Consider the following 22,747-nt stretch of genomic DNA (forward strand, 5'->3'; position numbering starts at 1 on the left):
GCACCCACCACCCGGTGGCCTGCGGGACCAACTGAACACGGAACGAAATCACCTGGGCTCAATTCCGGGTGGTCTCGTCATCGGGGACCGCTCACCACCATCCCTATGATTCAGAGCATCGGGTGCCAGGCCGTACGTGTGATGGCGTTGTGCGCATCAGCTCTTAAGCGGAAGTGAACTTTCGAAGCGCACGCCTCAGCAAGCCCGGGCCGCCAACCCGGACAGGCAGAACCTGCCGCACCCGAAGTGACGGCACATCGTCCCACTAACGAAGAAGTGTGGCGCGCAATGCAATTACGAGCACGCTTCGACTCTAGACCAGGTTCGTGGGCCGCCGCCGACATGGATCATTTCGCCTGTAATGAAGCTCGCTGCGCGGCTGGCGAGGAACAGGATCGTGTACGCGACTTCATGTGGGCGACCGGGACGCCCTAGCAGTACGCGGTCCCCTTGGTCTTCTGGGTCTCGGCCGAGCATTTCCATCCCTTTGACGAATCCTTCGGATGCCACAACGCCTAGCACGACACCATTTACCCGGATGTTTTCGGCTGCGTATTCCGCGGCAAGGTTCTCGGTGAGACTGTTGACACCGGCCTTGGCCGCGGCGTACGGAGCGTGATTTGGCATCGCACGCCAGCTTGCAGTGGATGACACGTTGACTATGGCGCCGGCGCCTTCACGAGCCATATGCGGAGCAGCGAGGCGAGACAGATTCCATACACTCGTGAGATTCAAGTCCAGCATGTTATGCCAGTCCTTTTCGCGCCAGACCCCGTCCTGCGCCGGCTTGCTACCGCCTGCGTTATTCACGAGAACATCGACGCGGCCGTACTCCTGCACTGCACGATCGATGAGCGCTTCGCAGTCCTCGACCCTCCGCACATCGGTTTTGACAGCCGTTGCACGTCCGCCGAGTCCTTCGATCTCGTTGACTGTCTCTTTGAGAGGCAGACTGCGGCGGCCAGCAACGACTACATTCGCCCCCCTGGCGCTGAGGATCGTGGCGGTGGCTTTTCCCACTCCCGTTCCGCCGCCAGTGATAACGGCCACGGTGCCCCTCATGTCGAACGGGTCAGCCGACGAACTCTGCACTGTATGGACTCCTCTATATCGGGGGCGCGTGAAAGTGAAGGCGCCGTGCAACAACGCTTGGGATCAAGCGACGGACGGCGAACACGTGACTCGAGCGAGACGTGATGACGCTGCTCTACAGACCAACTGTTCGTGCGGCCACCCTCGGACGGGTAGTGTTATTGTCACACTGCGAGTGACTTTGTGTCAATCAAGCAGCTGGCGATCGGGCTGCGCGTATGAGTCTCTTGGCGATTGTGTTCTTGAGGATTTCGTTCGATCCACCAGCGACCTCATACGCCTTGGCGTCGCGAAAGTAGCGGCCGAACGGAGACGTCTCCTGAGTGCCGCGCGCGCCGCAGACCTGAACGGCCATACCCGCTACTTGCGTCGCCAGCCGAGCAGCCACCAACTTCGCGGATGACGACGAACGTTGGTAGTCCGTGTTGTCATCTAGGTCGCGAGCGGCCTCGTAACACAGCAACCGTGCTGCGTCGATGTCGGCGGCCGCCTCGGCGAAGTACCACTGGATTCCCTGCAGGTCGAGGATCTTGCCGCCGAAAGCCTCTCGGGACCTGACGTGCTCGAAGGCGTCGTCGAAGGCGGCCCGGGCAATACCGAGCGAGATCCCGGCGGCGAGCGTCCTGCTGTTGGAAAGCGTCACCATTGCCTGCTTGAGTCCCTGACCTTCGACCCCGATCAGCGCGTCCTGAGGCACCTCGACCTCGTCGAGGATCAGATTCACGTGCGGGCCATTGCGCAGCCCAAAGGTCTCGGCCTCGCGCGTCTCCCGGGTCGAAACGCCGTGAGCATCTCGTTCGACAGCGAAGGCTGATACACCCACGGGGGTCTCCGCCAGTACGACGAAGAAATCGGCGGCCGAACCCGATGTGATGAATGCCTTTTCGCCCTTGATGACCCAGCCGCGGTCGGTCGGATGCGCCTTGGTGTCGAGCGATGTGATGTCGCTGCCGCGACCGCTTTCGGTTAGTGCATACGACGCCCGTAGTCCTTGGGCGTATCGGGGCAGGACGCGCTCCTTGAGGCTCTCGGTCCCGTACAGCTCGATGATCTTGCTGCTCTGCAGGATGGTGATCAGCGAGACGCCCAAACTGGCGCTCGCGGCTCCTAGTTCTTCGAATACTGCGAGAGCATCAACCATCGATGTACCACCGCCGCCGTAGCGAGCCGGCAGGGTCATGGTGTTCCATCCGCGCTTGGCTGTCGCTGCGACCAGTTCGATGGGATAGACATCGTCGTTGTCGATCTGGTCCGCAACTGGTCGCACGACTTCTTGGGCAAAGGTGCGAGCTGGAGCTGCAACCTCATGGGGGGCGAGGTATTTCCAGAAACTCATATGTCTTGACCTTTCGTGTGAGTGCTCAAAGGACCATGGCCAGGCCTCTCAGCCCAGCAACAACCGCCGACCGTTCTCGACCAGGATCTGACGGGCGATGCTCTCACCGGCAGCTTTCTCTAGAGATCGGAGCCATTTCGGCATCGCCTCTGCCGCACCCGGATGATCCGCATGTCCGAGATCGGCCCCGAAGGCAAGAAGCTCTGCCGGGTACTCCGAAACGAGCTGCTGGCTCGAGTCGGCGGGCGCCCCCAGGAGGTCCGGGAGGATGCCGAGCTCGAGGTATGCATCTACCTCCCGAAGTCGTTCTGCCGCATCGTCGTTCCAGCCCAAGAAGGACATCTTCGGGTGATTCACCAGCAATCTGCGTGCGCCTCGTCGATGGGCGATCTCGAAGAGTTCGGCAGTTTCCTGGGCCGACAGATGCCCACTGGCCAGGACCAGGTCGTGCTCAATCGCCACGTCGAGGACGTCGTACCATTCCGGTCTGAGTGCGCCCTCGCTGAACACTTGTACCAGTCCCAACTCAAAGCCCTTGTGAACACTGAGCTCAGGATTGGCGGCGCCCGCCTTGTGTGTGGCCGACGAGACGGTGGGCATCCACATCACTCGGCCGCCCAGTCGTGCTGCCACCTCGACGGCTTCGGGGTTTGCACCTCCCACAGGTGTGTTCAGGACAATCCCGCCGTAGACATCCGGGCCGGCCAGGCATGCGCGCTCGACAGTTGATCCTTCGTGTGCCTTCAGCACCACCACGCTGCACCCGAGCTCCTTCTCGAGCGCGACGGTAGAACGATCGTCGCCATGTCGGGGCAAGAGACTCGGAGAAGCATGAGCATGCAGATCTACCATTCCCTGCGCCCACGCAGGGACCTGCGCTTTCAGCTCATTTGTGTCCACGACGTCACCTCCTGCTGATGAAGCAACCGTCGCTGGGACTTGCCGGCTGCAGCGTCGCGAGGAATGGACGCCACCTGCGCGATCCAGCTAGGTCTCATGAAGGCCGGAAGGGTCGCCGACACGGTTCGAAGATGTTCCATCGGCAGCTCATCCGCCACGACAAATAGAACAAGCTCATCGTCCACGAGATCGCCCGGCCGCTTCCACAGTGCCAGATCTTCCAGCTGCGCGACCTTCCCGAACTGTTCTTCCACATACGGGATCGGAACGAATTCACCCTTGACCCGAATGCTTTCCGCTGCCCGCTCGAGAAAGACCAGATCACCGTTCGGCGTGCGACGGCCGAGGTCACCGGTCGCGAACCAGCCCTCGTTGTCCACCGCGACGCTGACGCGTCCCGCGCCGAAGTAGCCGGCGAACAACGTGTGCGGGGCGCGTTCGCGAACCTGGATCTCCCCCTCCTCCGTGATGCGGTCCTCCACGTCACCGCGCGGGGTACCTCCATGCCGTGACGCGTCGTCGGGAATGTCGTCACCAAGGCGCCACTGGTGCAGATGACTGACGCCCGCGGCTTCGGTGGAGCCGTAGCCCGAAACTGCTTGTCCGATGCCAAAGCGGGTCATGAACTCGCGGTCGGCATAGAACATCGTCCGGACTGCATGTCCGTCCGCGTCGGCGCCGGTGGTGGCCCGTTTGAGGATCTCGACGGGTGGCGCGTGCAGGGCGAGCGCGGTGATGGCGTGCTCTCGGACATCGGGCCAGAATCCGCGGGCGGAGAACTTCCGGACCGTTAGGGCATCGGCGCCAGCGGTGAGGGCGCCGACGATGCCGTATCCCAAGGGGTTGATGTGGAAGAGCGGGAGTGGGGCGAGCATTCGGTCTTTGGGAGTGAGGCCGAGGCTCTCCGACATTGCGCGCCCGAGCCGCAGGAAATACATATGTGTCTGCGCGCAGAACTTCGGCACGCCAGTAGTCCCGGAGGTGTGCATGAACGACGCGATCGCGCTCGGATCGACGGAGAGGCCGGGACAGTCGTCAGGGTCACCGTCCACCCAGGTAGTCACCTGTTTCAACGACCACACGTAACGGTTACCGGCGAAGCTGGTGTCCTCGGCATCGGTGATCACCAGGCGCGGGTCCAAGATCTCAATCATCTGGGCCAGCAATTCGGACGGATACGTGGGGTTGATCAACGCGACGGGGATACCGGCGAGAAGGCAGGCTTGCCAGACAACTAGGTAATCGGTGGACGAGGACGCCACTAGTGCTACTCGATCCGGCGCCGCTAGTCCGAGATCACGCATCTGTGCAGCTCCCCCAGCTGCACGCCGGAGAGCCACATCGAGGGTCACCTGGTCGTCAACGGTTCCCAGTCTCAGATCCGGGCGTTCCTGCGCGCGCCGCATCAACAGTGCGGCCAGATTCTCAGGCATAAGGTTCCTACCCCGTCAGTTTCATTGCGCGACCTACGATTTCGCGCATTACCTCGTTGGAGCCTGCGTAGATGCGTTGGACCCTGCCGTCGCGCCACAACCGCGCGATTTCGTACTCGTTCATGTATCCGTAGCCACCGAACAGCTGCAGGCATCGGTCCAGTACGTCGAACTGACGTTCCGTGACCCAAAACTTGACCGCCGCCGCGTCTTCGGCGGACAGGTGCCCAGCGTTGACTTCCAGGATCATTCGGTCCACCCACGCCTGAGCGGCCATTGTGTCGGCCAGCACGTCGGCCATGGTGAAGCGGGTGGCCTGAAGGTCGCCCAGTCCAGCGCCGAAGACCTTGCGATTGCGGACATGTTCTGTCGTCAGCTCGATCGCGCGGCGCATCGAAGCCACCGCGACGATGGCTGCGGTGAGGCGCTCCTCGGCGAGATTGGTCATCAAATGGTAGAAGCCGCGGTCGAGTTCGCCGAGCAAGTTCTCGGCTGGGACACGGACGTCGTCGAAGAACAGTTCTGCTGTATCGCGTGAACGGAGGCCGATCTTGTCCAACTTCCGTCCACATTCGAAGCCAGGATATGAGGCTTCGACCAGAAACAAACTGATTCCTCGATGACCGAGATCGGGTGACGTCTTGGCAGCGACGACAACGAGGTCGGCGAGGTATCCATTGGTGATGAACGTCTTGACACCGTTCAAGACGTATTCCTCCCCGTCCCGTTTCGCCGTGGTGCGAATGCGTGCAACGTCCGATCCGGCGTCGGGTTCCGAGATGGCTATCGCCGAGATGCAGGTTCCATCGACGAACCCGGGCAGGTACCGCTTTCGCTGGTCCTCGTTGGCCAAGCGCGTGAGGTAGGGCCCGACGACGTTATTGTGGGTGGTGAAGCCGACGCCGACCGCCCCGACGGCGTACATCTCCTCCGCCACAATGGCGTTGAAGCGGTAGTCACGGACGCCCAATCCGCCATACTGCTCGTCCGCTTCGAAGCCGAGCAGTCCCGCCGCGCCCGCTTTGCGCCACACCTCGCGCGTGACGTGTCCCTGTGCCTCCCACTCCTCGGCGTAAGGGACGCACTCCTTCTCGTAGAACGCCCGCGCGACTTCACGGAAAGACTCATGTACCTCATCGAAGATGTTGCGGTCCAACGGTCTCGACCTCCTGTGTCGTGGATGCTTGTTCGAGGGCCTGCTGCGCGGCGGTTGCAGCCGATAAGGCGGCTTCCGCGGCAGGAAGGTTTCGAAGCGTGTCGGAGAAGACCTCCACGGCCCACGGCGCTCGCACATCGGACCGGAGCAAGGCACGGAGCACGGGCAGGATGTCGACCGCATCCTTGTCGCCTGGGAGGTGCCGCCGGTGCAGGGTCTCGAAAATGGGATCGTCTGCAGGCTCCAGTGCAGGGGCAGAGATCTGTATCCCCAGGACCAGCTCCGGGTCCATGGCAGCGAGGTGTTCGAGCGTTCCGCCGGCCCGCAGGAAGTGCCAGACATCGATGATGATGCCCGCGTTCGATGCAGCCGCGCGCCGGGCCAGCTCCTCCGCTGCGGGGATGCTGTTGACACTGACCCACGGCAGGAACTCGACGCCGACGCCGACACCATGTCGGCGCGCTTCCGCACAGATCCACGTCAACCTGTCCGTGGTTTCGGAAGTGTTCGTGGTTGGAATCTCGGTGCACGCGAGGAGGTACTCGCCTCCCAACTCGTCCGCGATCGTGAACAATTGCTCGCAATGACGCTGGAGGGCGGTTCGCTCCGCGACGGCCCAGTCGACAACAGAGTCAAGCTCGACCACTCGTAGTCCGCAGGAGTCGAGCAGTGCACGCATGGACGACCAGTCCCACTTTCCCTCTCGTGCGCGCCGGGCGACCCCGACCGACATACCTATGCCGTGATAGCCTCCGGCAACCGCAGCCTCGACCCGTTCCCCGAAGTCGACATCACCGAGCGTGCCCACGGAGAGCACGAGGTCGCGCCGCGTTCCAGCGCTGCTCCGATCATTCATTTCGCGGGCACCGCCCGCGCGGCGAATGCCTGCCTGCGCGCATGGGCGGGCCGCTCCCCGATCGCCTGGCTCGTTCGAGCGCGACGAAGATAGTGGTGAATTGGCGCCTCCCATGTGAATCCCATGCCGCCGAAGACCTGCATGGCAGAGGACGCGGCTCGATTCGCCGCTTCGCATGCCTGGGCCCAGGCGAGCCGGGCGGCGCTAAGCAGCTCCGAGGCACTGAGGTCGTCCGCCGCTGTCGCGACGTACATCACCGCAGCATTCGCCAGATCGTTCTCGATTGCCACTTCTGCAAGTCGATGCTTGATCGCCTGAAACGAACCCACCGGACGACCGAACTGGTGCCGAGCGAGACCGTGTTCTGTGGCAAGCTCGAGCGACCTGTCGGCGACACCCACTAGATCCGCCGCGAGTAGCACCAGTGCCGTCGCATACACCGCTGCCACGTCATCGGTCGAATCGGTCGACTTGCCTCTTTCAGGGGCCAGCGTCTGGCACTCGGCGGCGTCGAACGACACGTCGGCACAGGGTCGCGTGAGATCAAGAGGCGGCGCGTCACCGATCCGAGCCGTTCCCGCGTCCGGTCGAATGAACACCACCTGAGGCGCGGACCCATCGCCCGGCTGCGCAAGTGCGATGACGCCATCTGCGCGGTGCGGGTCAATCACCGCTCGCGCCACGCCCGACACCTTCGCTACCCGACCGTCGGTATGCAGTCGCAGCGGAACGCCCGGGCGAGTCTGGAAGCTCGACAGCGCAACCGTCGCGCGCGCCTCACCCTCGGCGATCGCCGGCAGGAGCGTGGCTTTTTGTTGCTGGCTGCCCAGCCTCAGGATCGCCTCGGCGGCAATCGCCGTGGACAAGAACGTGCCGGCTGAGAGCTCACGTCCCAGTTCGGACGCCACAAGACACCAGTCGAACACGGTTCCGTCGGCGCCGCCGACATGCTCGGGCAGCCTGGCCGCGAAGGCCCCGAGCTGGCATGCCAGCTCATTCCACCCCGCCAACTCGTCAGCCCGATCGTCCGTCAGTACGTACCCTGGTCGGTTCTGGGCGAACTTACGCACCGCGCGTGCAAAGTCCACTCGTTCCGAGTCCATCCTCAGCTGCATTGGCGTTCCTTCCACTGTTCCGGCTCTGCCTTCGTCATGCCGGGCGTGGCTCCTTAGGCAGACCCAAGAGCTGCTGAGCGATGACGTCCCGCTGGATCTCCGAGGTTCCTGCGTAGATCGACGCCGCACGGGCGTAGAGGTACTCGTCAACCCATCTTCGTGCACTGTTCGGTGTGCCAGCTTCCGGAATCTGCAGTGCTACACCGTTACCCGGGCCATCCGGCGCAGCAGCGCGGTCACCGAGTATCTCGAAGGCCAGTTCCGTGTAGGACTGAAAGAACTCGGACCAGATCACCTTCGTCATTGCTGACGTTGCCGCGGTGGTCTGGCCGTCCAGAAGCTCAGCCAGAGATCGGTAGCCGCGCCAGCGCATCAACTCCACCCGAGAGCTGCACCAGGCCAATCGGTCCACGATGTCTGGGTCTTCGAGCATCCCGTGCTCGGTGGCCAGCTCGACCAGGCGAATGATGTCGGTACCGAATCGAATGGCGTCGGTCGTGACCCTACTGCCGCGCTCGAAGGACAACAGAGTCATTGCGACTGCCCACCCTGCACCCACTTCGCCGAGATAGTTCTCGGCGGAGGTTTCTGCCTCCGACAGGAACACCTCGTTGAAGCCATGGTAGCCAGCGGCATTGACGATCGGCCGCACCGTCACCCCGGGCTGGTCCATCGGTAGCAGCAGGAAGGTCAGCCCCCTATGGCGGGCTGATCCGGGCTCGGTTCGGGCAAGTAGAAACATCCAGTTGGCGGTCTCGGCTGCCGAGGTCCAGATCTTTTGACCGGTCACGTACCAGCGGTTCCCGCGAAGCTCCGCGCGCGTCGACATAGCAGCCAAGTCGGAGCCGGCTCCGGGCTCCGAGAAGCCTTGACACCATTTGTCCTCGCCAGAAAGGATCCTCGGCAAGAATCTCCGCTGTTGTTCGGCATTACCCAGTGCCAGGATTGTATTGCCTAGCAATCGGATACCGAAGGAGTCGTTCTCGCTGAGCTCTGGTACGCCAGCTTTGGCGAACTCCTCGGCCACGATCACCTGCTCAAGCAACGACAGGCCGGCGCCGCCGACCTCACGCGGCCACGACACAGCCAAAAGGCCACTCTCAGCTAGTGATTCGCGCCACGAACGTCGAACGCGGTCACGGCTCTCTGCGGGCAAGGCTCCTATTCCCGCCCAGTCCGGAGGCAACGCACCGTGCAGGAATTTTTGCACGTAGTCCCGGAAGTCGCGCTCCGGGCCCCCAGTGCTCATCATGGCCGGTCCTTCTCGGCCCAGCGCACGCCACCTCGGGTCCGCCAGTCGGGAACGCCGAACTCAGGAGTGCCGTTGTAGGTTTTCCCTCCGGACACCTCCGCCCAGTGGGCGTGGTTGAGCTCATGGAGCGCGAATGCGGTGTTCAGCGCCGTCGGGAACCCCATGGCGTCCACAGAGTGGTTGACGGAGTCCTTGACCAGTAACGAGGTCATAGTTGGCAGCTCGGCCAATCTGCGCGCGAAGGCGAGTGTCTGATCGTGCAGCGCATCCGCGGTGAAGACCTTGTTCACCATGCCCAAGGAGTACGCACGCTCTGCGTCGATAGCGTCACCCGTCAGGAGCAGTTCCTTGGCGAGTCGAGGACCGAATTCCCAAGGGTGAGCGAAGTACTCGACCCCGCACATACCGAGGCGAGTCGCAACGACATCGGCGAACCGTGTGTCGTCGGCGGCGACAATCAGATCGCAGGCCCACATCAGCATCAGGCCGGCCGAGAATACGTTACCGTGCACCTCGGCGACCGTGATCTTGCGCAGTTCGCGCCAGCGCTTAGTGTTCTGCCAGTAATAGTGCCACTCTTGACGGTGGCGGCTTTCAGCTCCGGGACACGTGGCACCATTGGTCCGGTAGCTAACGTGTTGCTCCGGGCCGGGCGTGGATTCGCGTTTGCGATCTTCGGAGCCCAGGTCGTGACCGGCCGAAAATGATGGGCCCGCGCCGGCGAGAATGACCACTCGCACCTGGTCGTCGTTCTCGGCGGCGAGGAATGCTTCGTCGAGTTCGATCAGCAGTCCTCTGTTCTGAGCATTGCGGGTTTCCGGCCTGTTGAGGACCACCCGGACAATCGCGTTGTCGTCGTAGGACTCGACCTTCAAATATCGGTAATCGCTCATGTCTGGTTGCTCATCACTTTCCGCGAACGGCCAGGCTGTTGGAGGTGCCGCCACGCTCTGTTTGGTTCCACTCGCGCCAATCCACCAGTCGGATCGGAGCCTCGCCGGTTTCTGCGCTGTTGACGTCGATGTAGCGGTGTCCGGCCTGCTCCCCGCGCCCGTACACACCGACACCGGAGGCGGTCAGGCGCGATTCCATCTCATCGATGTCCCGGACGGACAGGGTGATCAGGTACGGTCCCTGCCCCCAGGCGTGTAGCACTGCACCCTCGGCGCTGCCGCTCGCTGGCTCGACGACCTCGATGTCGGCAGAGTGGGCGAGGGTGAAACCAAAGATGGCGCTGCGCCCGGCTGGGCCGGTACGCACTTCTCGAGGCTCCCAGTCGAAGTTGCGCTTCAGTGTCGCCAGGATATGATCGAGGTCGCTGGTCAAAAACGACTTGCGTTCCACACGGACCAACATGCCGCTGGCCTGCAGATCGGGGTCCGCGGCAAGGACCGTGTCGGCCGGCAGCTGAAGTGCCGCGGTAGGGACAAGCTCCAAGTAGAGACCGCCGTCGGCGGCCGGGACGTACAACCCCGGTTGTTTGGGGTCGTGTCGGCCGGCCCATAGTCGTGGAAACGGCATGACGGCGTCGGGCGGGTCGACACGAAAGGGGACACCCTTTCTAGCCAACCGGTCGGCTATCGCGTCGATGTCCGCCACGCCCACCGGCGTGGAATGGGTTTTGACCGGACGGCCAGCCTGACTCCGATGGATTGCACCGATCCCTGGATGAGCCACATCCGGTGACGGTTCTCCCTTGGGGGAGATCACCTGCAGCCGGGTCGGGGCGGTAGCCAGATTGGGACTGACTCGGCACCAGTAGGCTTCGAAACCCCATCCCTCCCAGGCCTGTCCCCACGACGCGCGTGGCGCCGGCAGGAGAATAGACCGCTCCAACTGGCGGAGAACGGCAGTGGCGTCGTCTACAAATATGTCCGCCGACATGAGCAGGTCATACAACTTGTTCTACCTCCAATTCGAACTTCGCCCGATCGATCAATCGACCATCGTCATGCCGCCGCTGACACTGAGGACCTGACCGGTGACGAAAGACGCTCCGGGACCTGCCAGAAACGTCACGGCTGCGGCGATCTCGTCGGGGGTCGCCATCCTCCGGAGTGGCGTGGATCGGACGATGGCGTCACGGACATCGGGTTCGTGGCTTTGGAAGAGTGCGGTGTCGGTGGCCCCCGGAGATACGCAGTTCGCGCGTACTTCGTACCGGGCGAACTCGCGGGCGATCGATTTCGTAAAGCCGATGACCGCAGCTTTGCTCCCGGCGTACACTGACTCCGCCGCCCGCCCTGCGGGACCGCCGACTCGGGCCGCCTCGCTGGCAATGTTGACCACGGACCCTTTTGTGTCGATGACCTGGGGCAGGAAAGCATGCGTAACACGCACTGTGCCAAGAAAATTGGTCTCTACGATCTTTGTCCAAGTCGTCGGCTCGCTGTTGAGGAACGGCTCGATTTGGTCCCAGCCAGCGTTGTTCACCACCACGGACGCGGGCCCGTGCGTCGCTACGACGTCGTCCGCGGCCCGACGAGTAGATATCTGGTCGGTGACGTCGAGCAGCTGTGGGTGGGCCTTTCCGCCGGCAAGCGTCACGTGCCTGCACGTTTCGTTGAGGGCCTCAGGATCTCGGCCGGCGGCAACTACGGTGTACCCCGTCATCGCGAGGTTCACGGCGATTGCTCGTCCGATGCCTCGACCGGCACCGGTCACGACTGCAATGGTCATCCGATCATTCCTCCTCTACTGCGCCGATACTTCAGCGAATTCTGTCGCTCGTCAGCTCTGTCGTGGGCCGCGGTTGCGAAGTGGGTCAGGACTTTCACTTGGCAGGCATCCGGATTCCTCCATCGACGCGGATCACCTCCGCGTTGAGGTAGCGGTTGGTCAGGCACTCGATCACGACGCGTGCCAACTCATCAGGCGCGCCCAGACGGCGCGGGAACAGCACGCTGTCGCCGAGCCGCGCCTTCAAGGAGGTCGCCCGCTCACCTTCGCCGTAGATCGGTGTATCGATGAGTCCCGGAGCGACTGTGTTCAGACGGATGCCCGCTGCGGATAGGTCTCGCGCGATGGGCAGGGTCATCCCTACCACTCCGCCCTTTGATGCCGAGTACGATGCCTGCCCGATCTGTCCGTCGAAGGCTGCGACGCTGGCGAGATTGACAATTGCTCCGCGGCTCCCGTCTGCGTCAGGTTCGTTGCGGCTCATGGCGGTCGCGGCGAGGCGCGTCATATCGAAGGTCCCGATGAGGTTGATCTCGACGATTCGACGAAAGGCTTCGAGATCGTGGGCCGTCTCGAACGTGCCGTCGCGCCCGATGGTGCGTTGCGCTTTGCCGACGCCGGCCGAGTTCACACATGCCCACAGTGGCGCGATATCCGTTGCGGTGTTCACGGCGGCGGCAACCTGGGCAGTCTGAGTGACGTCCGTTCGGATAAAGGCGCCACCGATTTCCGCGGCCAGCGACTGCCCAGTGTCCGCTTGGAGATCGGCGATGACCACTGTCGCACCGAGCGCGGCTAGTCGACGAGCGACCGCCGCACCGATACCTGACGCACCACCTGTAACGATCGCGCTTGCACCTGAGATGTCCATGTCTAGTTTCCCTTGTTGATTGAGACGGGTTGCGAACAGTGAGTCTCAGAGATCGAGTTCGAGCGCGCCGCGCGCACGCGAAACGCAAATCATCATTACGTCACCGGAGGCTCGCTCCTCGTCGGTGAGGTAGTCGTCGCGGTGATCTATTTCTCCTGAGACAACCGGTGTCTCGCACGAGCCGCAGATGCCCTCGCGACATGAGGACATCACGAAGACTCCCTCACGCTCGACCGCATCGAGGATCGATTCGCCCGGTTGAATTTCCAGGGTGATGCCGGCGGAAGTGAGTGTCACCTCGAAAGGTTCGTCATCGGGACGATGCGCAACCTCGTTGTTGCCGGCGAAACGCTCGCAGTGAAATGACCAAGATGCTTCAGCTGCTAGTCCTTCCAGAGCCGACAGCATGCCCTCTGGCCCACAGGCATACACAGCGGTCTCGGTCGTCAGGTCCGCAACGATGCCGGCCAGATCGAGCAGGCCTTCACGGTCCTGGGGACACAGCGTTACGGAGGCGCCGTAACGCGTCGTTAACATCTCGGCGTAGGCCATGTGCTCCATCGAGCGTCCGCCATAGGTCAGATGCCATGGCACGCCATGTCTGGACACCGCCTCTATCATTGGTAGGAGCGGGGTGATTCCGATCCCACCAGCGACAAACTCATATCTCTCGGCTTTGATGAGCGGGAACCGATTGCGGGGCCCCTGCAGCACGATGCGCGATCCTAATTGCAGGTGATCAACGATTCGACGCGCGGCGCCGTCTTGGTTCGGTGACCGGAAGACCGCAATGGTCCACGTGTCGCAGTCGTTCGGGCTACCGCACAGAGAGTATTGGCGCACCGTGGCGTCAGCGAGAATCACGTCGACGTGGGCACCCGGCTCCCATGCTGGAAACTGACCAGTGTCGGGTTCGAACGTGAACTCCACTACGTCGGTGGCCACTTCCCGCCGCCCTGTCACCCGAACTGGCAGCGTTTGCTGTTCAGCCACCTTGCAGCGTCTCCGCGGTGGGGTGCACAGCCGGCGATTCGGATATCGAGCCAGACGCAGTGTCGAGATCGTCTGCGATCGTAGGCTGCGGGTATGGGGTGCCCTCAGGCACGGGAAGCGGAGGCGGAGTCGGGGGCGGGGTGTCGCTTCGGAAACGCTGGAACCACGCGCGATGTACGCCGATCGTTTTTCGCTCGTCGCCGACGAGTGCGGCGTTGTCGAGGTAGGCCATGTGGTCCCAGATGATCCGGTCGTTTCCCTCGGCGTTCAACGCTTGGCGTCGTTGTTCCTCGATCACTGCTTTGGCTCGACCGACGGGCACTTCTCCCTCACCAATCCTCTGTACCCATACAGACATGCTGTACGAAGAAGTCTCGTGGTCGATTGGGGTTGCCGCCGTGATCTGGCCAGTGGGATGCAACCCGTGAAGGCGGCTGTAGATCAATCCCGGCCCCCACTGCCAGTTTTCGTTTCGCACTGTGGCGCCGCCCGACCGGGTGGGGACAGTGCCTGTGAAGTCTGTGTGAAACATGTCTCCGTAGGCGCCGGCCCCGTTCAACTCGGGCACTTCTGCCCACCTGTGCACTGTCCGGAGATGGCTCAGGTCTGCAACGTTCTCAAATGCGAATTGCGGCGGGAAGGTCACTTCGACCTTGAGTGCTCCGTGCGGATAGACGGGATAGAAATCGGATCGGCCGGCTTCAATAACTTTTGGCGGGAAGTAGGTGGGCTCCTCTGAACCGGTGCGGGAAAACCAGAAGTAGATCAACCCATCCTGTTCGTGGACGAGCCATGTCTTCAGCTGCTTCTTGATGCAACGATCTAGATAGGGAATGTTCGAGTTCGCTCCGTCTGCGCCTCGCCACTGCCAGTTGTGAAACGGGCACATAAGGTCGTCTCCTACGACCTCGCCTCCGTAGCCGAGGTGAGCGCCCATGTGCAAGCAGTGGGCGTCGAGGATGAAAGCTTTGCCGGAATCGCCTCTAAAAGCGACGAGGTCCCGTCCGAAGTACTTGAGTGGGACGACGTCGCCTTCCGTAAGCTCGCCACTCCACAGCGCGAGGTACCACCCGGTTCCGTATTGCCGCGCCGTGGGAATGTTCTCTTCGACCTGCATCGGACCTCCTTCGGTATGGCACAAGATTACGATTTGTGTGCCTTTATGTCAATGAGTTGTTCGGTGCTGCGCTGTCGACGCGCGTCCATCGACGAGAGGCCACTCGGCGTACTTGAGAGCGCACAAATGGATCACCAGACCCGGGGTCCAGCGATGAACGGGACTGCTCGTCCGCGCGGGACAAGAGCGACGGGCAGGCTTACGCGCCTTCCCCTCATCCAAGTGCGCGTGTGAATTGACGCGATGCGCCAGACGGTCGGGGCCGACTAGTCGGCCCCGACCGTGTTGTCAGCTGACAACCCACCGCGAATTGCAGCTGTCTGGGCGCTCGTGCCGGCGTCTCGCGAATGACGAGCAATCAACACCCAAGGAACGCTGCCCGTCTAGCGTGTTGATGCGAGCGCCGACTGCGCTTCTTGCAAGTCTGGAACGTGCCCGGTCAGGCCTGGTAAGACGAAAGTCCGAAGCAGCTTGCGTACATGCTGCTCGTCGGTCATCCGAACCGCCGCGCTCGTACCCAAAAGCGAGAAGGCCACATGCGTCACCCACTCGACGGCGTCGTCGATGTCAAGCCCGGGACGCAGCTCGCCGCGCTCCTGAGCGGCGCGGATGTACACCGCCAAGTACTGGCGAACAAGATTTAGGAAGTCCTGTTCGCCGAACAGGACGTCAAGTGTCTCGCCGGCCATGCTGGCGGTGAACAGCCCCGCTAGCGTGGGACTCTCTGCGACGCGTCGATTCATGGTGAGTGTCGCTTCGACCAACGCGTCGGCGAATGGCAGCTCTTCGTATAGGTGCTTGCTCTCGCGACTGAGCTCCTCCAACTCGTGGGAGACCACCGCCGAGAAGAGCTCATTCTTGGTTTCGAAGTACCGGTAGATGGTCCGTCGCGAAATCCGAACCGCGGCTGCGACATCGTCGATTGTGGTCTTGGACACTCCGTACTTGAGGAAGCATGCAGTCGCGCCCTCGATGATGCGCAGGCGGCGTTCCTTCCCACGGCGGTCGGCAACCCGGGCCGGCGAGTCGTCAGTGTCGTGCTCGCTCATTTCGTACCTCCGTTGCCAAGGTTCCGCGGGTGACCGACAGATCACGAAACCCGCTCGACGATCATCGCATTGGCCATCCCGCCTGCCTCACACATTAGCTGGAGGCCGAATTGCTGGTCACAGTCCTCGAGGGCGTGAAGCATGGTAGTGGCGATTCGGGTTCCTGAGGCCCCAAGAGGATGGCCGAGTGCAATCGCACCACCCCGTGGATTGACTTTCGCTGGATCGATGGGATACTCCGCCATCCAGGACAGCGGAACAGATGCGAAAGCCTCATTGACCTCGACGTGGTCGATGTCGCGCATACTGAGTCCCGACCTGCTGAGTACCATCTCCGTGGCGGGAAGTATCGCAGTGAGCATCAGGACCGGATCATCCCCGCGGACCGCAGTCGTATGGATACGGGCGCGGGCAGTTAGGCCTAGAGCATCGCATGCAGCCCGGCTCATCATGAGTAGTCCACTCGCGCCATCGGTGATCTGCGACGAGTTGCCAGCTGTCACGGCGAATTCAAGCTGGGGGAATCGTGCCCGCGAGTCGTCCGACGCGAAGGCCGGCTGTAGAACACTCAACGTGTCCGCAGTGGTGTTGGGTCGGATCGTTTCGTCTCTGAGAAACACACCGCGCTCGGTATGGACGGGGACGATCTCTCGGTCGAACAGTCCACTGTCCTGGGCCGCTGCGGCTCGCCTATGGGACTCGGCGGAGTAGATGTCCAACTCTTCTCGGCCCAGCTTCCACTTCGCCGCCACAAGCTCGGCCGCTACACCTTGAGACACCAGACCGGGGGCATAACGCCTGGCAACCAGCGAACCGAATGGGTCTGCATCGCCTTTGGCGGAGCCCATGCGCACTCTACTCATGGATTCGACGCCGGCAGCGACTACGATGTCATAATCCCCTGATTTGATCCCCTGTGCGGCGAAGTGAACAGCTTGCTGGCTGGACCCGCATTTGCGATCGATCGTCGTGGCCGGGACCGAGTGTGGGAAACCGGCCCCCAGCCACGCCATCCTGCCGGGGGTTCCGGCCTGCTCGCCCACCTGTGAGACGCACCCAACCAGAACGTCGTCGACGGCCGCTGGATCGACGGATGTACTCGCTAGAAGGTGCGTGAACACCTGGGCGAGCATGTCGACAGGGTGGACGTCGGAGAGCCCCCCACCGGGTTTGCCGCGGCCACTCGCCGTCCGTGTGGCGGCAACGATGACCGGATCGCGAGAATTGTCCGTCGATGATACGCCTGCTCGTCTCACTCGAGCGGCCCAGCTACATCGGCGGTTTCGAGAGCACCGGCATCTCCGAGCAGCGTTTTCGACTCGGTATCCCAGGTAAGGGATGTCGTACCACGCTCGCGGAGGCGGAACTTCTCGATCTTGTTATTACTGTTGCGCGGAATCTCATCGACCGCTTCGAGGTACCGGGGCACCATGAACCGCGGCAACGCCTCAACGCAGTAGGCGTGCAGACTTTCATAGTCGGCCACAGCACCCTCGACCAACTCGAAGACGACAAAGATATCGTCTTCCAGCACGTCACTGGGAATTCCGATCGCGGCAACATCGAGCACACTCGGGTGTTCTCGGACGGCGCTCTCGAGTTCCACCGCAGAGACGTTTTCCCCACGCCGGCGAAGCGCATCCTTCTTGCGACCCTCGTAGAAGAGGAAGCCGTCCTCGTCGATTCGGCCCAAATCCCCGGTATGATACCAGAGATTCTTCATGCTCTCGCGAGTCGCCTCAGGGTTGCGCCAGTAACCCTCGAACATGACGTAGGGACGTTTAGGTCGAACCGCGATTTCTCCGACAGTGTCGGCCGGAACTTCTTCATCTCGATCGTCGACGATTGCCACCTCGAGAAGCTCGCTGTTCACGCGACCGGCCGAGTCCAACTTGATGTTGTCGTCGAGGCCACCACCAGTCACCGTGCAGACTTCGGTTTGCGCGTAAGCCGTCACGATCTTGCAACCGAACCGCTCTTCGAATGCGTGATGCAGCGAGCCTGGCACAGGGGCTGCGTAGAACGCCCGCATCGGCAGGTCGCGGTCCCGCGGCTCGGGGGGAAGATTCCAGAGCATCACCATCATCGAGCCGAGCATGTGCACCACCGTCGCGCCGGTGTCGCGCACCCGATCCCATGTCGTGCTGGTGGAGTACTTCGCGTCGATCACCGACTCGTACCCGGCCAGCAGAGCTCCGAGCACACCGGCTCCACGCGATGCGAGATGGAAGAGCGGCATTGAGCCGTAGTAGACGTCGTCCTCGCGTCCCTCGTACAAGCGAACCTGCTCATAGCTTGACGACAGCACGTAGTTGTGGCTGTATAGCACGCCTTTTGAAGGACCTGTCGTGCCCGACGTGTAAATGACGGATGCGGGATCACGATAGTCGTGAGACGCGTCGAATGTCAGGGCGTCGACAGAACCACCAGACAGCTCTTCCCACGGCAGAGCTCGGAATCCCGCTTTGGCCAGCTCCCTTCTGCCGTCTTCGCTACCACGAAAAACGACTGTCTCGATGCCCCCGTCGCGTCCAGCCGCCAGAACCTTCTCTAGGTATTGCTCGTCCAGAAGAAGAACACTCGCTCCCGTGTTGCTGAACGTCCGCCGCAGAAAATCAGCCGAGAACTGCGTGTTGACAGGGATGTCGACAGCGCCCAACCTCGAGGACCCAAACCAGCTATTCACCAGCGGCACTGTGTTATCCATCAGCATGACGACAGGGTCACCGCGGCGCACCCCAAGAGAATAAAGGCCGTTGGCGTACCCGATTGACTGGCTCGCCAAGTCACTGAAAGTGACTGTTTCCCCAGCCACGGTCAGGGCAGTTCGATCTCCAGAAACGTTGGCCCGACGCTCGATGAGATCGACCAGGGTGCAGTTGTCGCCCGGAGACCAAATCAGTTCAGTTCGCCGTTCGCTTACGGTGTTCGACATTCTAATCACCTTTCATTGTGATAGCTATCACAAACGACTTTCGGCATGACGGTAACGGCACACGACTGATGCCGTTGGTGGTTCTAGTCCCGACGCAGCATGATTGTCCCGGCCAACGGGCCTCCACCAGCCGCGACGAGTCCGACTCGCGCATCTGCGACCTGTCGTGCACCCGCCTGCCCACGAAGCTGAAGAGCTACTTCGTGCAGATGCCCGAACCCGTGTAGGCGACCGGCCGAGAGTTGTCCACCGCCCGTATTGATCGGGATGGCACCGTCCCGGGCTATCCGCGCGCCGTTCCCTAAGAAGTCTCCGGCCTCGCCACGCGCAAAAAAACCGAAGGCCTCGAGCCACAGCACGGTCAAGATGCTGAAGCCGTCGTATAGCCCCGCGACGTCAACGTCTTTCGGCCGTAGGTCCGTCCGGGACCAGAGGTGCGCCGCAGCGTCTGTGGCGGCCATGGTTGACAGCGATGACCGCTGGTCCCAGGAAGGCCGGTCCCGTAGGGCCGTTCCGATGGCCTCGATCGCCAGGGGTGCGGAACGGAGGTCGGGTGCGGATTCTGCGGCCGAGATGATGATGGCAGTGGAACCGTCAACTGGGACATCGCAGTCGAACAAACATAGCGGCGTGGAGATCATGCGCGCCGCGAGGTAGTCGTCCAACGTCAACGGCTCACGGAAGACCGCTTTGTCGTTGAGTGCCGCGTTGGCGCGAAGCGTCAAGGGCACCTGCGCTAGCTGTTCACGCGTGAGTCCGAACTCGTGCATATATCGCGAGGCGTACTGGGCAATCCAGGTAACCGACGAGATCGCACCGAAAGGCACCGACCACTGTTGATAAGTAGGTAGTCGCGGCACATCGACGCTCAGTACACCGGCTCGTCCGGCCCCGTCTTGGGCACTCGATTCGGTGACGGTCCGATAGACAAGCACGTGTCGGCACAGGCCGGTGGCCACCGCCATCATCGCATTGACGACAGCTCCCAGTTGGCCAGGCGTTTCTGGACCACCGGTGTACCAGGTGAGCTCGAGTCGCAACGCGTCCTGGATCTGGGAGATGCCTGGCCCACTGAAGCCCTCGGACACGAACACGTCCCCGGGCCATGCACTCAAGCCATCAATGTCTCCTGGGCCCAGCCCGGCGTCGTCAAGCGCATTGCAGCACGCCTCCAACGTGAGATCAAGACCGCTGCGTCCCAGCCGACGGCCAACATCGGACTGTCCAAGTCCCGACAAGATGGCGCGGTCCTCGAAACGGTCCACCTCACCCTCGCTTTCGTTGAAATGTCTCTACGTCACGGTTAGTATGCCATTGTGACTACCGCGACACAACGAGGAGATGTGGCCTCGGACGATTGGGAGGCCGGACTCGCGCCACGGCTGACCCCAGAGACATATGACTTCTTCACCGGCGGCGCCCGGGGAGAGCTGATGATCTACCGCTGCTCGGCGTGTATGCATTTCACCCACCCCCCGAGCCCGCGATGCCCGACGTGTCTGACCATGACCATGCGGCCGGTACCGGTGTCCGGCAGAGGCGTGGTCATCTCCTACTCGGTGAACCACTATCAATGGCACCCGGCGTTCCGCGCGCCGTATCCCATCGCCATCGTTGAACTCGACGAGCAACAAGGATTGCGATTGACGACGCGGATCGTCGGCCCTGATGCTCTAAATGTTCAGATCGGGGCGCGGGTGCGCGTGACATTCGAGGCTCACGACCAGGTCTGGCTACCGCTGTTCGAAGTCGAGAACCCCAGCACACCGGGAGCGAGCAGCATCCAATGAGTCGAGACACAGGCATCGCTATCACGTCCGCAACGATGCGGGGCGCAGATGACCTTCTGCTAACCGGAGACACGTGGGGCAAACCGCCTTGGGACGTAATCCTTTTGCACGGTAGTGGGCAGACTCGCCGAGCGTGGGGCAAGGCGCCCGATGCACTTGCCCGACTGGGCCTCTCGGTTCTGAACCTCGACCTGCGCGGGCATGGTGAAAGCTCGTGGGACCCCCAGGGACGTTACTCACACCGCGATCACGCACGAGATCTCGCCGCGATTCTTCAGCCCGGACACCGTACCGTTCTGATCGGCGCCTCCCTGAGGGGTGTCACGTCTCTGACGGCCTCGCACCGAGCTCGCGATAGCATCCGAGCAATCGTTCTCGTAGATATAGCGCCGACGACGCAGTCCCAAGGAATCAGGCACATCCTTGACTTCATGACTAGTAACCCAGGCGGCTTCTCCAGTATCGACGAAGCGGCCGACACAGTCGCAAAGTTCCTACCCCACCGCAAAGCCCGGCCATCCGCGCAGCTCGAACACAATCTTCGCTACTCCCCCGATACTGCGCGTTGGACCTGGCATTGGGACCCGAAGACTCTCGACTTCGCCACCGATACCTATCTGCGTCAACAGTCTTCGGATATGACGGCTGCTGTTCGCAACCTCGATGCGCCAATGGTCCTCGTCCGGGGACAGTTCAGCGATGTCATCGCATCCGACGATGTCAGACACTTCCTCGAGCTCAGTCCGCGCGCACGCGCCGCTGAGGTTCCAGGGGCCCGCCACATGGTTGCGGGCGATGCGAACGATGTCTTTCTGCAGCAGATACAGACCGAGCTGGAAACAGCGCTCCCAGGCTGGCCTCGCCGAGATGAAACAGCCAACAATGGCTAACCCCGAGTACATGTTTGATTGGCGTGCCGAGGCCGAGCGCGATGGATGGTTACTAGGCTCAGACGGCAACTGGCGCCACCGAGTTACTGATGAGGTTAAGTCTGACGCAGACTATGTTTACACCGGTGATGGGGTGTGGGCAGAGACCTGGCCGCACCCGCCAAACCGCACTACCGTCGGGCGCGCTCGCGACGCCGCGTTCGTCATATCGTGAAGCTGGGGAAGCTAGGCGTCGCCGGCCACTGAGCAGCTAGTGCCACCTGTTCGTGTTCATCGACGAGGCATCTATTGCGACCGATCAGCTCGGTCACGAATATCAGACCAGTTGATGACAAATGTGACCACCGCTGCGCCACTTTCATCTACTCGCCGATTCAGGGAGACATACTAAAATGACCACCAATGCCGCCGCTTCCCACTCTTCGGTGCAGGTCGCCGTAGCGAACGGGATCGCGACTCTCACGCTTGCCAACCCCAGCCGCAAGAACGCTATAACGCTCGAAATGGCGGACCGGATCAAGTCGTTCTGCCACGAAGTAGACGAGGACGAGTCTATTGGTGCGGTCATTGTGGACGCCCAAGGCGACTACTTTTGCAGTGGCGCAGATACTCGAGACTTGGCGGCCTCGTCTGCATCGCCAGCCTCCACGGATGCAGTTCAGCGCACTTCTGCGGTCTACGAAACGTTTGTCAGCATAGGGTCGCTCCCGGTTCCGTCTGTCTCAGTGGTGGTCGGGGGGGCAGTAGGCGCCGGCCTGAACCTAGCGCTTGCTACTGACGTGATGCTGGTGACGCCTGATGCCGTGCTCGATTCTGGATTCGCTGCGCGCAGAATTCACCCAGGCGGCGGCCACTTCTCCCTGTTGGGCCGAAACCTCAATCGACAACAGTCGATGGCCCTGGGTGTTCTAGGTGTACCTATCTCCGGCTCCGAGGCGGTACGTCTGGGCCTGGCATGGAAGGCAAGCCTTGAGAGCCATATCCGAGAGGATGCAACAAGACTGTTGGAACAGGCTCGGATCGACCCTGAGCTGACACGCCGAACGAAACGCAGCGCCCACCTGGAACTCGGCCCCAATGCCGTCTCCTGGTCTGCTGCTGTCGAACTCGAACGCGGAGTCCAGATGTGGTCGTTGGCCCGTAAGAGCGAATCGGGATGGAGCACCAATCCTCCACGTCCCTCTGTTAACTGAGCACCGGCACAGCCCTGCTTGCGCCTTGCACACGTCACAGAGCCGCCAACCAGTCGATAGACGGTCAGCATACTAGAGGGACTGCCGCAG

The 22,747-nt window shown here is 62.1% G+C and carries 21 protein-coding genes and 1 pseudogene; 4 read left to right on the forward strand and 18 right to left on the reverse strand.

The features are described 5' to 3' along the window. Nucleotides 1-294 precede the first annotated feature (294 nt). The 18 genes from ACZ60G_RS39650 to ACZ60G_RS39735 all read right to left on the reverse strand — a co-directional run bounded on the left by ACZ60G_RS39650 (nucleotide 295) and on the right by ACZ60G_RS39735 (nucleotide 20,049). Nucleotides 295-1,092: an SDR family NAD(P)-dependent oxidoreductase gene (locus tag ACZ60G_RS39650; RefSeq protein WP_465817105.1), complete on the reverse strand. Its 798-nt coding sequence runs from the start codon at nucleotides 1,090-1,092 to the stop codon at nucleotides 295-297. Nucleotides 1,093-1,282: 190 nt separating this feature from the next. Further along, nucleotides 1,283-2,428, reverse strand: coding sequence for an acyl-CoA dehydrogenase family protein (locus tag ACZ60G_RS39655; RefSeq protein ID WP_465817106.1), 1,146 nt, complete (start codon nucleotides 2,426-2,428; stop codon nucleotides 1,283-1,285). 48 nt (nucleotides 2,429-2,476) lie between these two features. Continuing rightward, nucleotides 2,477-3,328, reverse strand: coding sequence for a DUF6282 family protein (locus ACZ60G_RS39660; RefSeq protein ID WP_465817107.1), 852 nt, complete (start codon nucleotides 3,326-3,328; stop codon nucleotides 2,477-2,479). Continuing rightward, nucleotides 3,310-4,761, reverse strand: coding sequence for an AMP-binding protein (locus ACZ60G_RS39665; protein WP_465817108.1), 1,452 nt, complete (start codon nucleotides 4,759-4,761; stop codon nucleotides 3,310-3,312). The genes ACZ60G_RS39660 and ACZ60G_RS39665 overlap by 19 nt, the downstream gene beginning before the upstream one ends. A 7-nt stretch (nucleotides 4,762-4,768) precedes the next feature. Further along, entirely contained in the window at nucleotides 4,769-5,917 is a 1,149-nt protein-coding gene (locus tag ACZ60G_RS39670; RefSeq protein ID WP_465817109.1) for an acyl-CoA dehydrogenase family protein, read from the reverse strand. Continuing rightward, nucleotides 5,895-6,887, reverse strand: coding sequence for a sugar phosphate isomerase/epimerase family protein (locus ACZ60G_RS39675; RefSeq protein WP_465817110.1), 993 nt, complete (start codon nucleotides 6,885-6,887; stop codon nucleotides 5,895-5,897). Before ACZ60G_RS39675 ends, ACZ60G_RS39670 begins: the two co-directional genes overlap by 23 nt. Beyond that, entirely contained in the window at nucleotides 6,770-7,888 is a 1,119-nt protein-coding gene (locus ACZ60G_RS39680; RefSeq protein ID WP_465817111.1) for an acyl-CoA dehydrogenase family protein, read from the reverse strand. The genes ACZ60G_RS39675 and ACZ60G_RS39680 overlap by 118 nt, the downstream gene beginning before the upstream one ends. Nucleotides 7,889-7,922: 34 nt before the next feature. After that, nucleotides 7,923-9,140, reverse strand: coding sequence for an acyl-CoA dehydrogenase family protein (locus ACZ60G_RS39685; protein ID WP_465817112.1), 1,218 nt, complete (start codon nucleotides 9,138-9,140; stop codon nucleotides 7,923-7,925). After that, nucleotides 9,137-10,033 carry an enoyl-CoA hydratase gene (locus tag ACZ60G_RS39690; protein ID WP_465817113.1) on the reverse strand — a complete coding sequence of 299 codons (897 nt, stop codon included), beginning with the start codon at nucleotides 10,031-10,033 and terminating at the stop codon, nucleotides 9,137-9,139. Before ACZ60G_RS39690 ends, ACZ60G_RS39685 begins: the two co-directional genes overlap by 4 nt. 13 nt (nucleotides 10,034-10,046) lie before the next feature. Beyond that, complete coding sequence (locus ACZ60G_RS39695) at nucleotides 10,047-10,739, reverse strand: VOC family protein (protein WP_465817114.1); 693 nt, start codon at nucleotides 10,737-10,739, stop codon at nucleotides 10,047-10,049. Between the two features lie 336 nt (nucleotides 10,740-11,075). Beyond that, entirely contained in the window at nucleotides 11,076-11,819 is a 744-nt protein-coding gene (locus ACZ60G_RS39700; RefSeq protein ID WP_465817115.1) for an SDR family NAD(P)-dependent oxidoreductase, read from the reverse strand. 94 nt (nucleotides 11,820-11,913) lie between these two features. After that, the gene (locus ACZ60G_RS39705; RefSeq protein WP_465817116.1) at nucleotides 11,914-12,690 is read right to left on the reverse strand and encodes an SDR family NAD(P)-dependent oxidoreductase; all 777 of its coding nucleotides are present in this window, start codon (nucleotides 12,688-12,690) and stop codon (nucleotides 11,914-11,916) included. Nucleotides 12,691-12,735: 45 nt separating this feature from the next. Further along, nucleotides 12,736-13,683 carry a PDR/VanB family oxidoreductase gene (locus ACZ60G_RS39710; protein ID WP_465817117.1) on the reverse strand — a complete coding sequence of 316 codons (948 nt, stop codon included), beginning with the start codon at nucleotides 13,681-13,683 and terminating at the stop codon, nucleotides 12,736-12,738. After that, on the reverse strand, nucleotides 13,676-14,800 hold the full coding sequence (locus ACZ60G_RS39715; RefSeq protein ID WP_465817118.1) for a Rieske 2Fe-2S domain-containing protein: 1,125 nt from the start codon (nucleotides 14,798-14,800) through the stop codon (nucleotides 13,676-13,678). The genes ACZ60G_RS39710 and ACZ60G_RS39715 overlap by 8 nt, the downstream gene beginning before the upstream one ends. A gap of 383 nt (nucleotides 14,801-15,183) precedes the next feature. Then, nucleotides 15,184-15,849, reverse strand: a complete 666-nt coding sequence (locus ACZ60G_RS39720) for a TetR/AcrR family transcriptional regulator (RefSeq protein ID WP_465817119.1) — start codon at nucleotides 15,847-15,849, stop codon at nucleotides 15,184-15,186. Between the two features lie 41 nt (nucleotides 15,850-15,890). After that, nucleotides 15,891-17,105: a thiolase family protein gene (locus ACZ60G_RS39725; RefSeq protein WP_465817120.1), complete on the reverse strand. Its 1,215-nt coding sequence runs from the start codon at nucleotides 17,103-17,105 to the stop codon at nucleotides 15,891-15,893. Next, nucleotides 17,102-18,784 (reverse strand): AMP-binding protein, encoded by a 1,683-nt coding sequence (locus ACZ60G_RS39730; RefSeq protein WP_465817121.1) that lies wholly within the window; start codon nucleotides 18,782-18,784, stop codon nucleotides 17,102-17,104. Before ACZ60G_RS39730 ends, ACZ60G_RS39725 begins: the two co-directional genes overlap by 4 nt. Nucleotides 18,785-18,867: 83 nt before the next feature. Beyond that, complete coding sequence (locus ACZ60G_RS39735) at nucleotides 18,868-20,049, reverse strand: thiolase family protein (RefSeq protein ID WP_465817122.1); 1,182 nt, start codon at nucleotides 20,047-20,049, stop codon at nucleotides 18,868-18,870. 78 nt (nucleotides 20,050-20,127) lie between these two features. Here ACZ60G_RS39735 and ACZ60G_RS39740 point away from each other — a divergent pair. From ACZ60G_RS39740 to ACZ60G_RS39755, 4 genes and pseudogenes are all read left to right on the forward strand, one after another. Then, a pseudogene (locus ACZ60G_RS39740) lies at nucleotides 20,128-20,274 on the forward strand (zinc ribbon domain-containing protein); the annotation flags it as partial. 15 nt (nucleotides 20,275-20,289) lie between these two features. Next, nucleotides 20,290-20,574, forward strand: a complete 285-nt coding sequence (locus tag ACZ60G_RS39745; RefSeq protein WP_465817183.1) for a Zn-ribbon domain-containing OB-fold protein — start codon at nucleotides 20,290-20,292, stop codon at nucleotides 20,572-20,574. A gap of 35 nt (nucleotides 20,575-20,609) precedes the next feature. Beyond that, a complete protein-coding gene (locus tag ACZ60G_RS39750; protein WP_465817184.1) occupies nucleotides 20,610-21,464 on the forward strand; it encodes an alpha/beta fold hydrolase in 855 nt (284 codons plus the stop codon). Between the two features lie 392 nt (nucleotides 21,465-21,856). Beyond that, nucleotides 21,857-22,657, forward strand: a complete 801-nt coding sequence (locus tag ACZ60G_RS39755) for an enoyl-CoA hydratase-related protein (RefSeq protein WP_465817123.1) — start codon at nucleotides 21,857-21,859, stop codon at nucleotides 22,655-22,657. The last annotated feature ends 90 nt before the right edge of the window (nucleotides 22,658-22,747 follow it).

Source organism: Nocardia sp. NPDC102475, from assembly GCF_055584605.1.

What these genes read in the sequence shown, in the direction of transcription:
- ACZ60G_RS39655 (WP_465817106.1), bottom strand. Translation starts at nt 2,428, where the DNA reads ATGAGTTTCTGGAAATACCTCGCCCCCCATGAGGTTGCAGCTCCAGCT.
- ACZ60G_RS39665 (WP_465817108.1), bottom strand. Translation starts at nt 4,761, where the DNA reads ATGCCTGAGAATCTGGCCGCACTGTTGATGCGGCGCGCGCAGGAACGC.
- ACZ60G_RS39675 (WP_465817110.1), bottom strand. Translation starts at nt 6,887, where the DNA reads ATGGGAGGCGCCAATTCACCACTATCTTCGTCGCGCTCGAACGAGCCA.
- ACZ60G_RS39680 (WP_465817111.1), bottom strand. Translation starts at nt 7,888, where the DNA reads ATGCAGCTGAGGATGGACTCGGAACGAGTGGACTTTGCACGCGCGGTG.
- ACZ60G_RS39685 (WP_465817112.1), bottom strand. Translation starts at nt 9,140, where the DNA reads ATGATGAGCACTGGGGGCCCGGAGCGCGACTTCCGGGACTACGTGCAA.
- ACZ60G_RS39690 (WP_465817113.1), bottom strand. Translation starts at nt 10,033, where the DNA reads ATGAGCGATTACCGATATTTGAAGGTCGAGTCCTACGACGACAACGCG.
- ACZ60G_RS39700 (WP_465817115.1), bottom strand. Translation starts at nt 11,819, where the DNA reads ATGACCATTGCAGTCGTGACCGGTGCCGGTCGAGGCATCGGACGAGCA.
- ACZ60G_RS39705 (WP_465817116.1), bottom strand. Translation starts at nt 12,690, where the DNA reads ATGGACATCTCAGGTGCAAGCGCGATCGTTACAGGTGGTGCGTCAGGT.
- ACZ60G_RS39715 (WP_465817118.1), bottom strand. Translation starts at nt 14,800, where the DNA reads ATGCAGGTCGAAGAGAACATTCCCACGGCGCGGCAATACGGAACCGGG.
- ACZ60G_RS39720 (WP_465817119.1), bottom strand. Translation starts at nt 15,849, where the DNA reads ATGAGCGAGCACGACACTGACGACTCGCCGGCCCGGGTTGCCGACCGC.
- ACZ60G_RS39730 (WP_465817121.1), bottom strand. Translation starts at nt 18,784, where the DNA reads ATGTCGAACACCGTAAGCGAACGGCGAACTGAACTGATTTGGTCTCCG.
- ACZ60G_RS39745 (WP_465817183.1), top strand. Translation starts at nt 20,290, where the DNA reads ATGACCATGCGGCCGGTACCGGTGTCCGGCAGAGGCGTGGTCATCTCC.
- ACZ60G_RS39750 (WP_465817184.1), top strand. Translation starts at nt 20,610, where the DNA reads ATGCGGGGCGCAGATGACCTTCTGCTAACCGGAGACACGTGGGGCAAA.
- ACZ60G_RS39755 (WP_465817123.1), top strand. Translation starts at nt 21,857, where the DNA reads ATGACCACCAATGCCGCCGCTTCCCACTCTTCGGTGCAGGTCGCCGTA.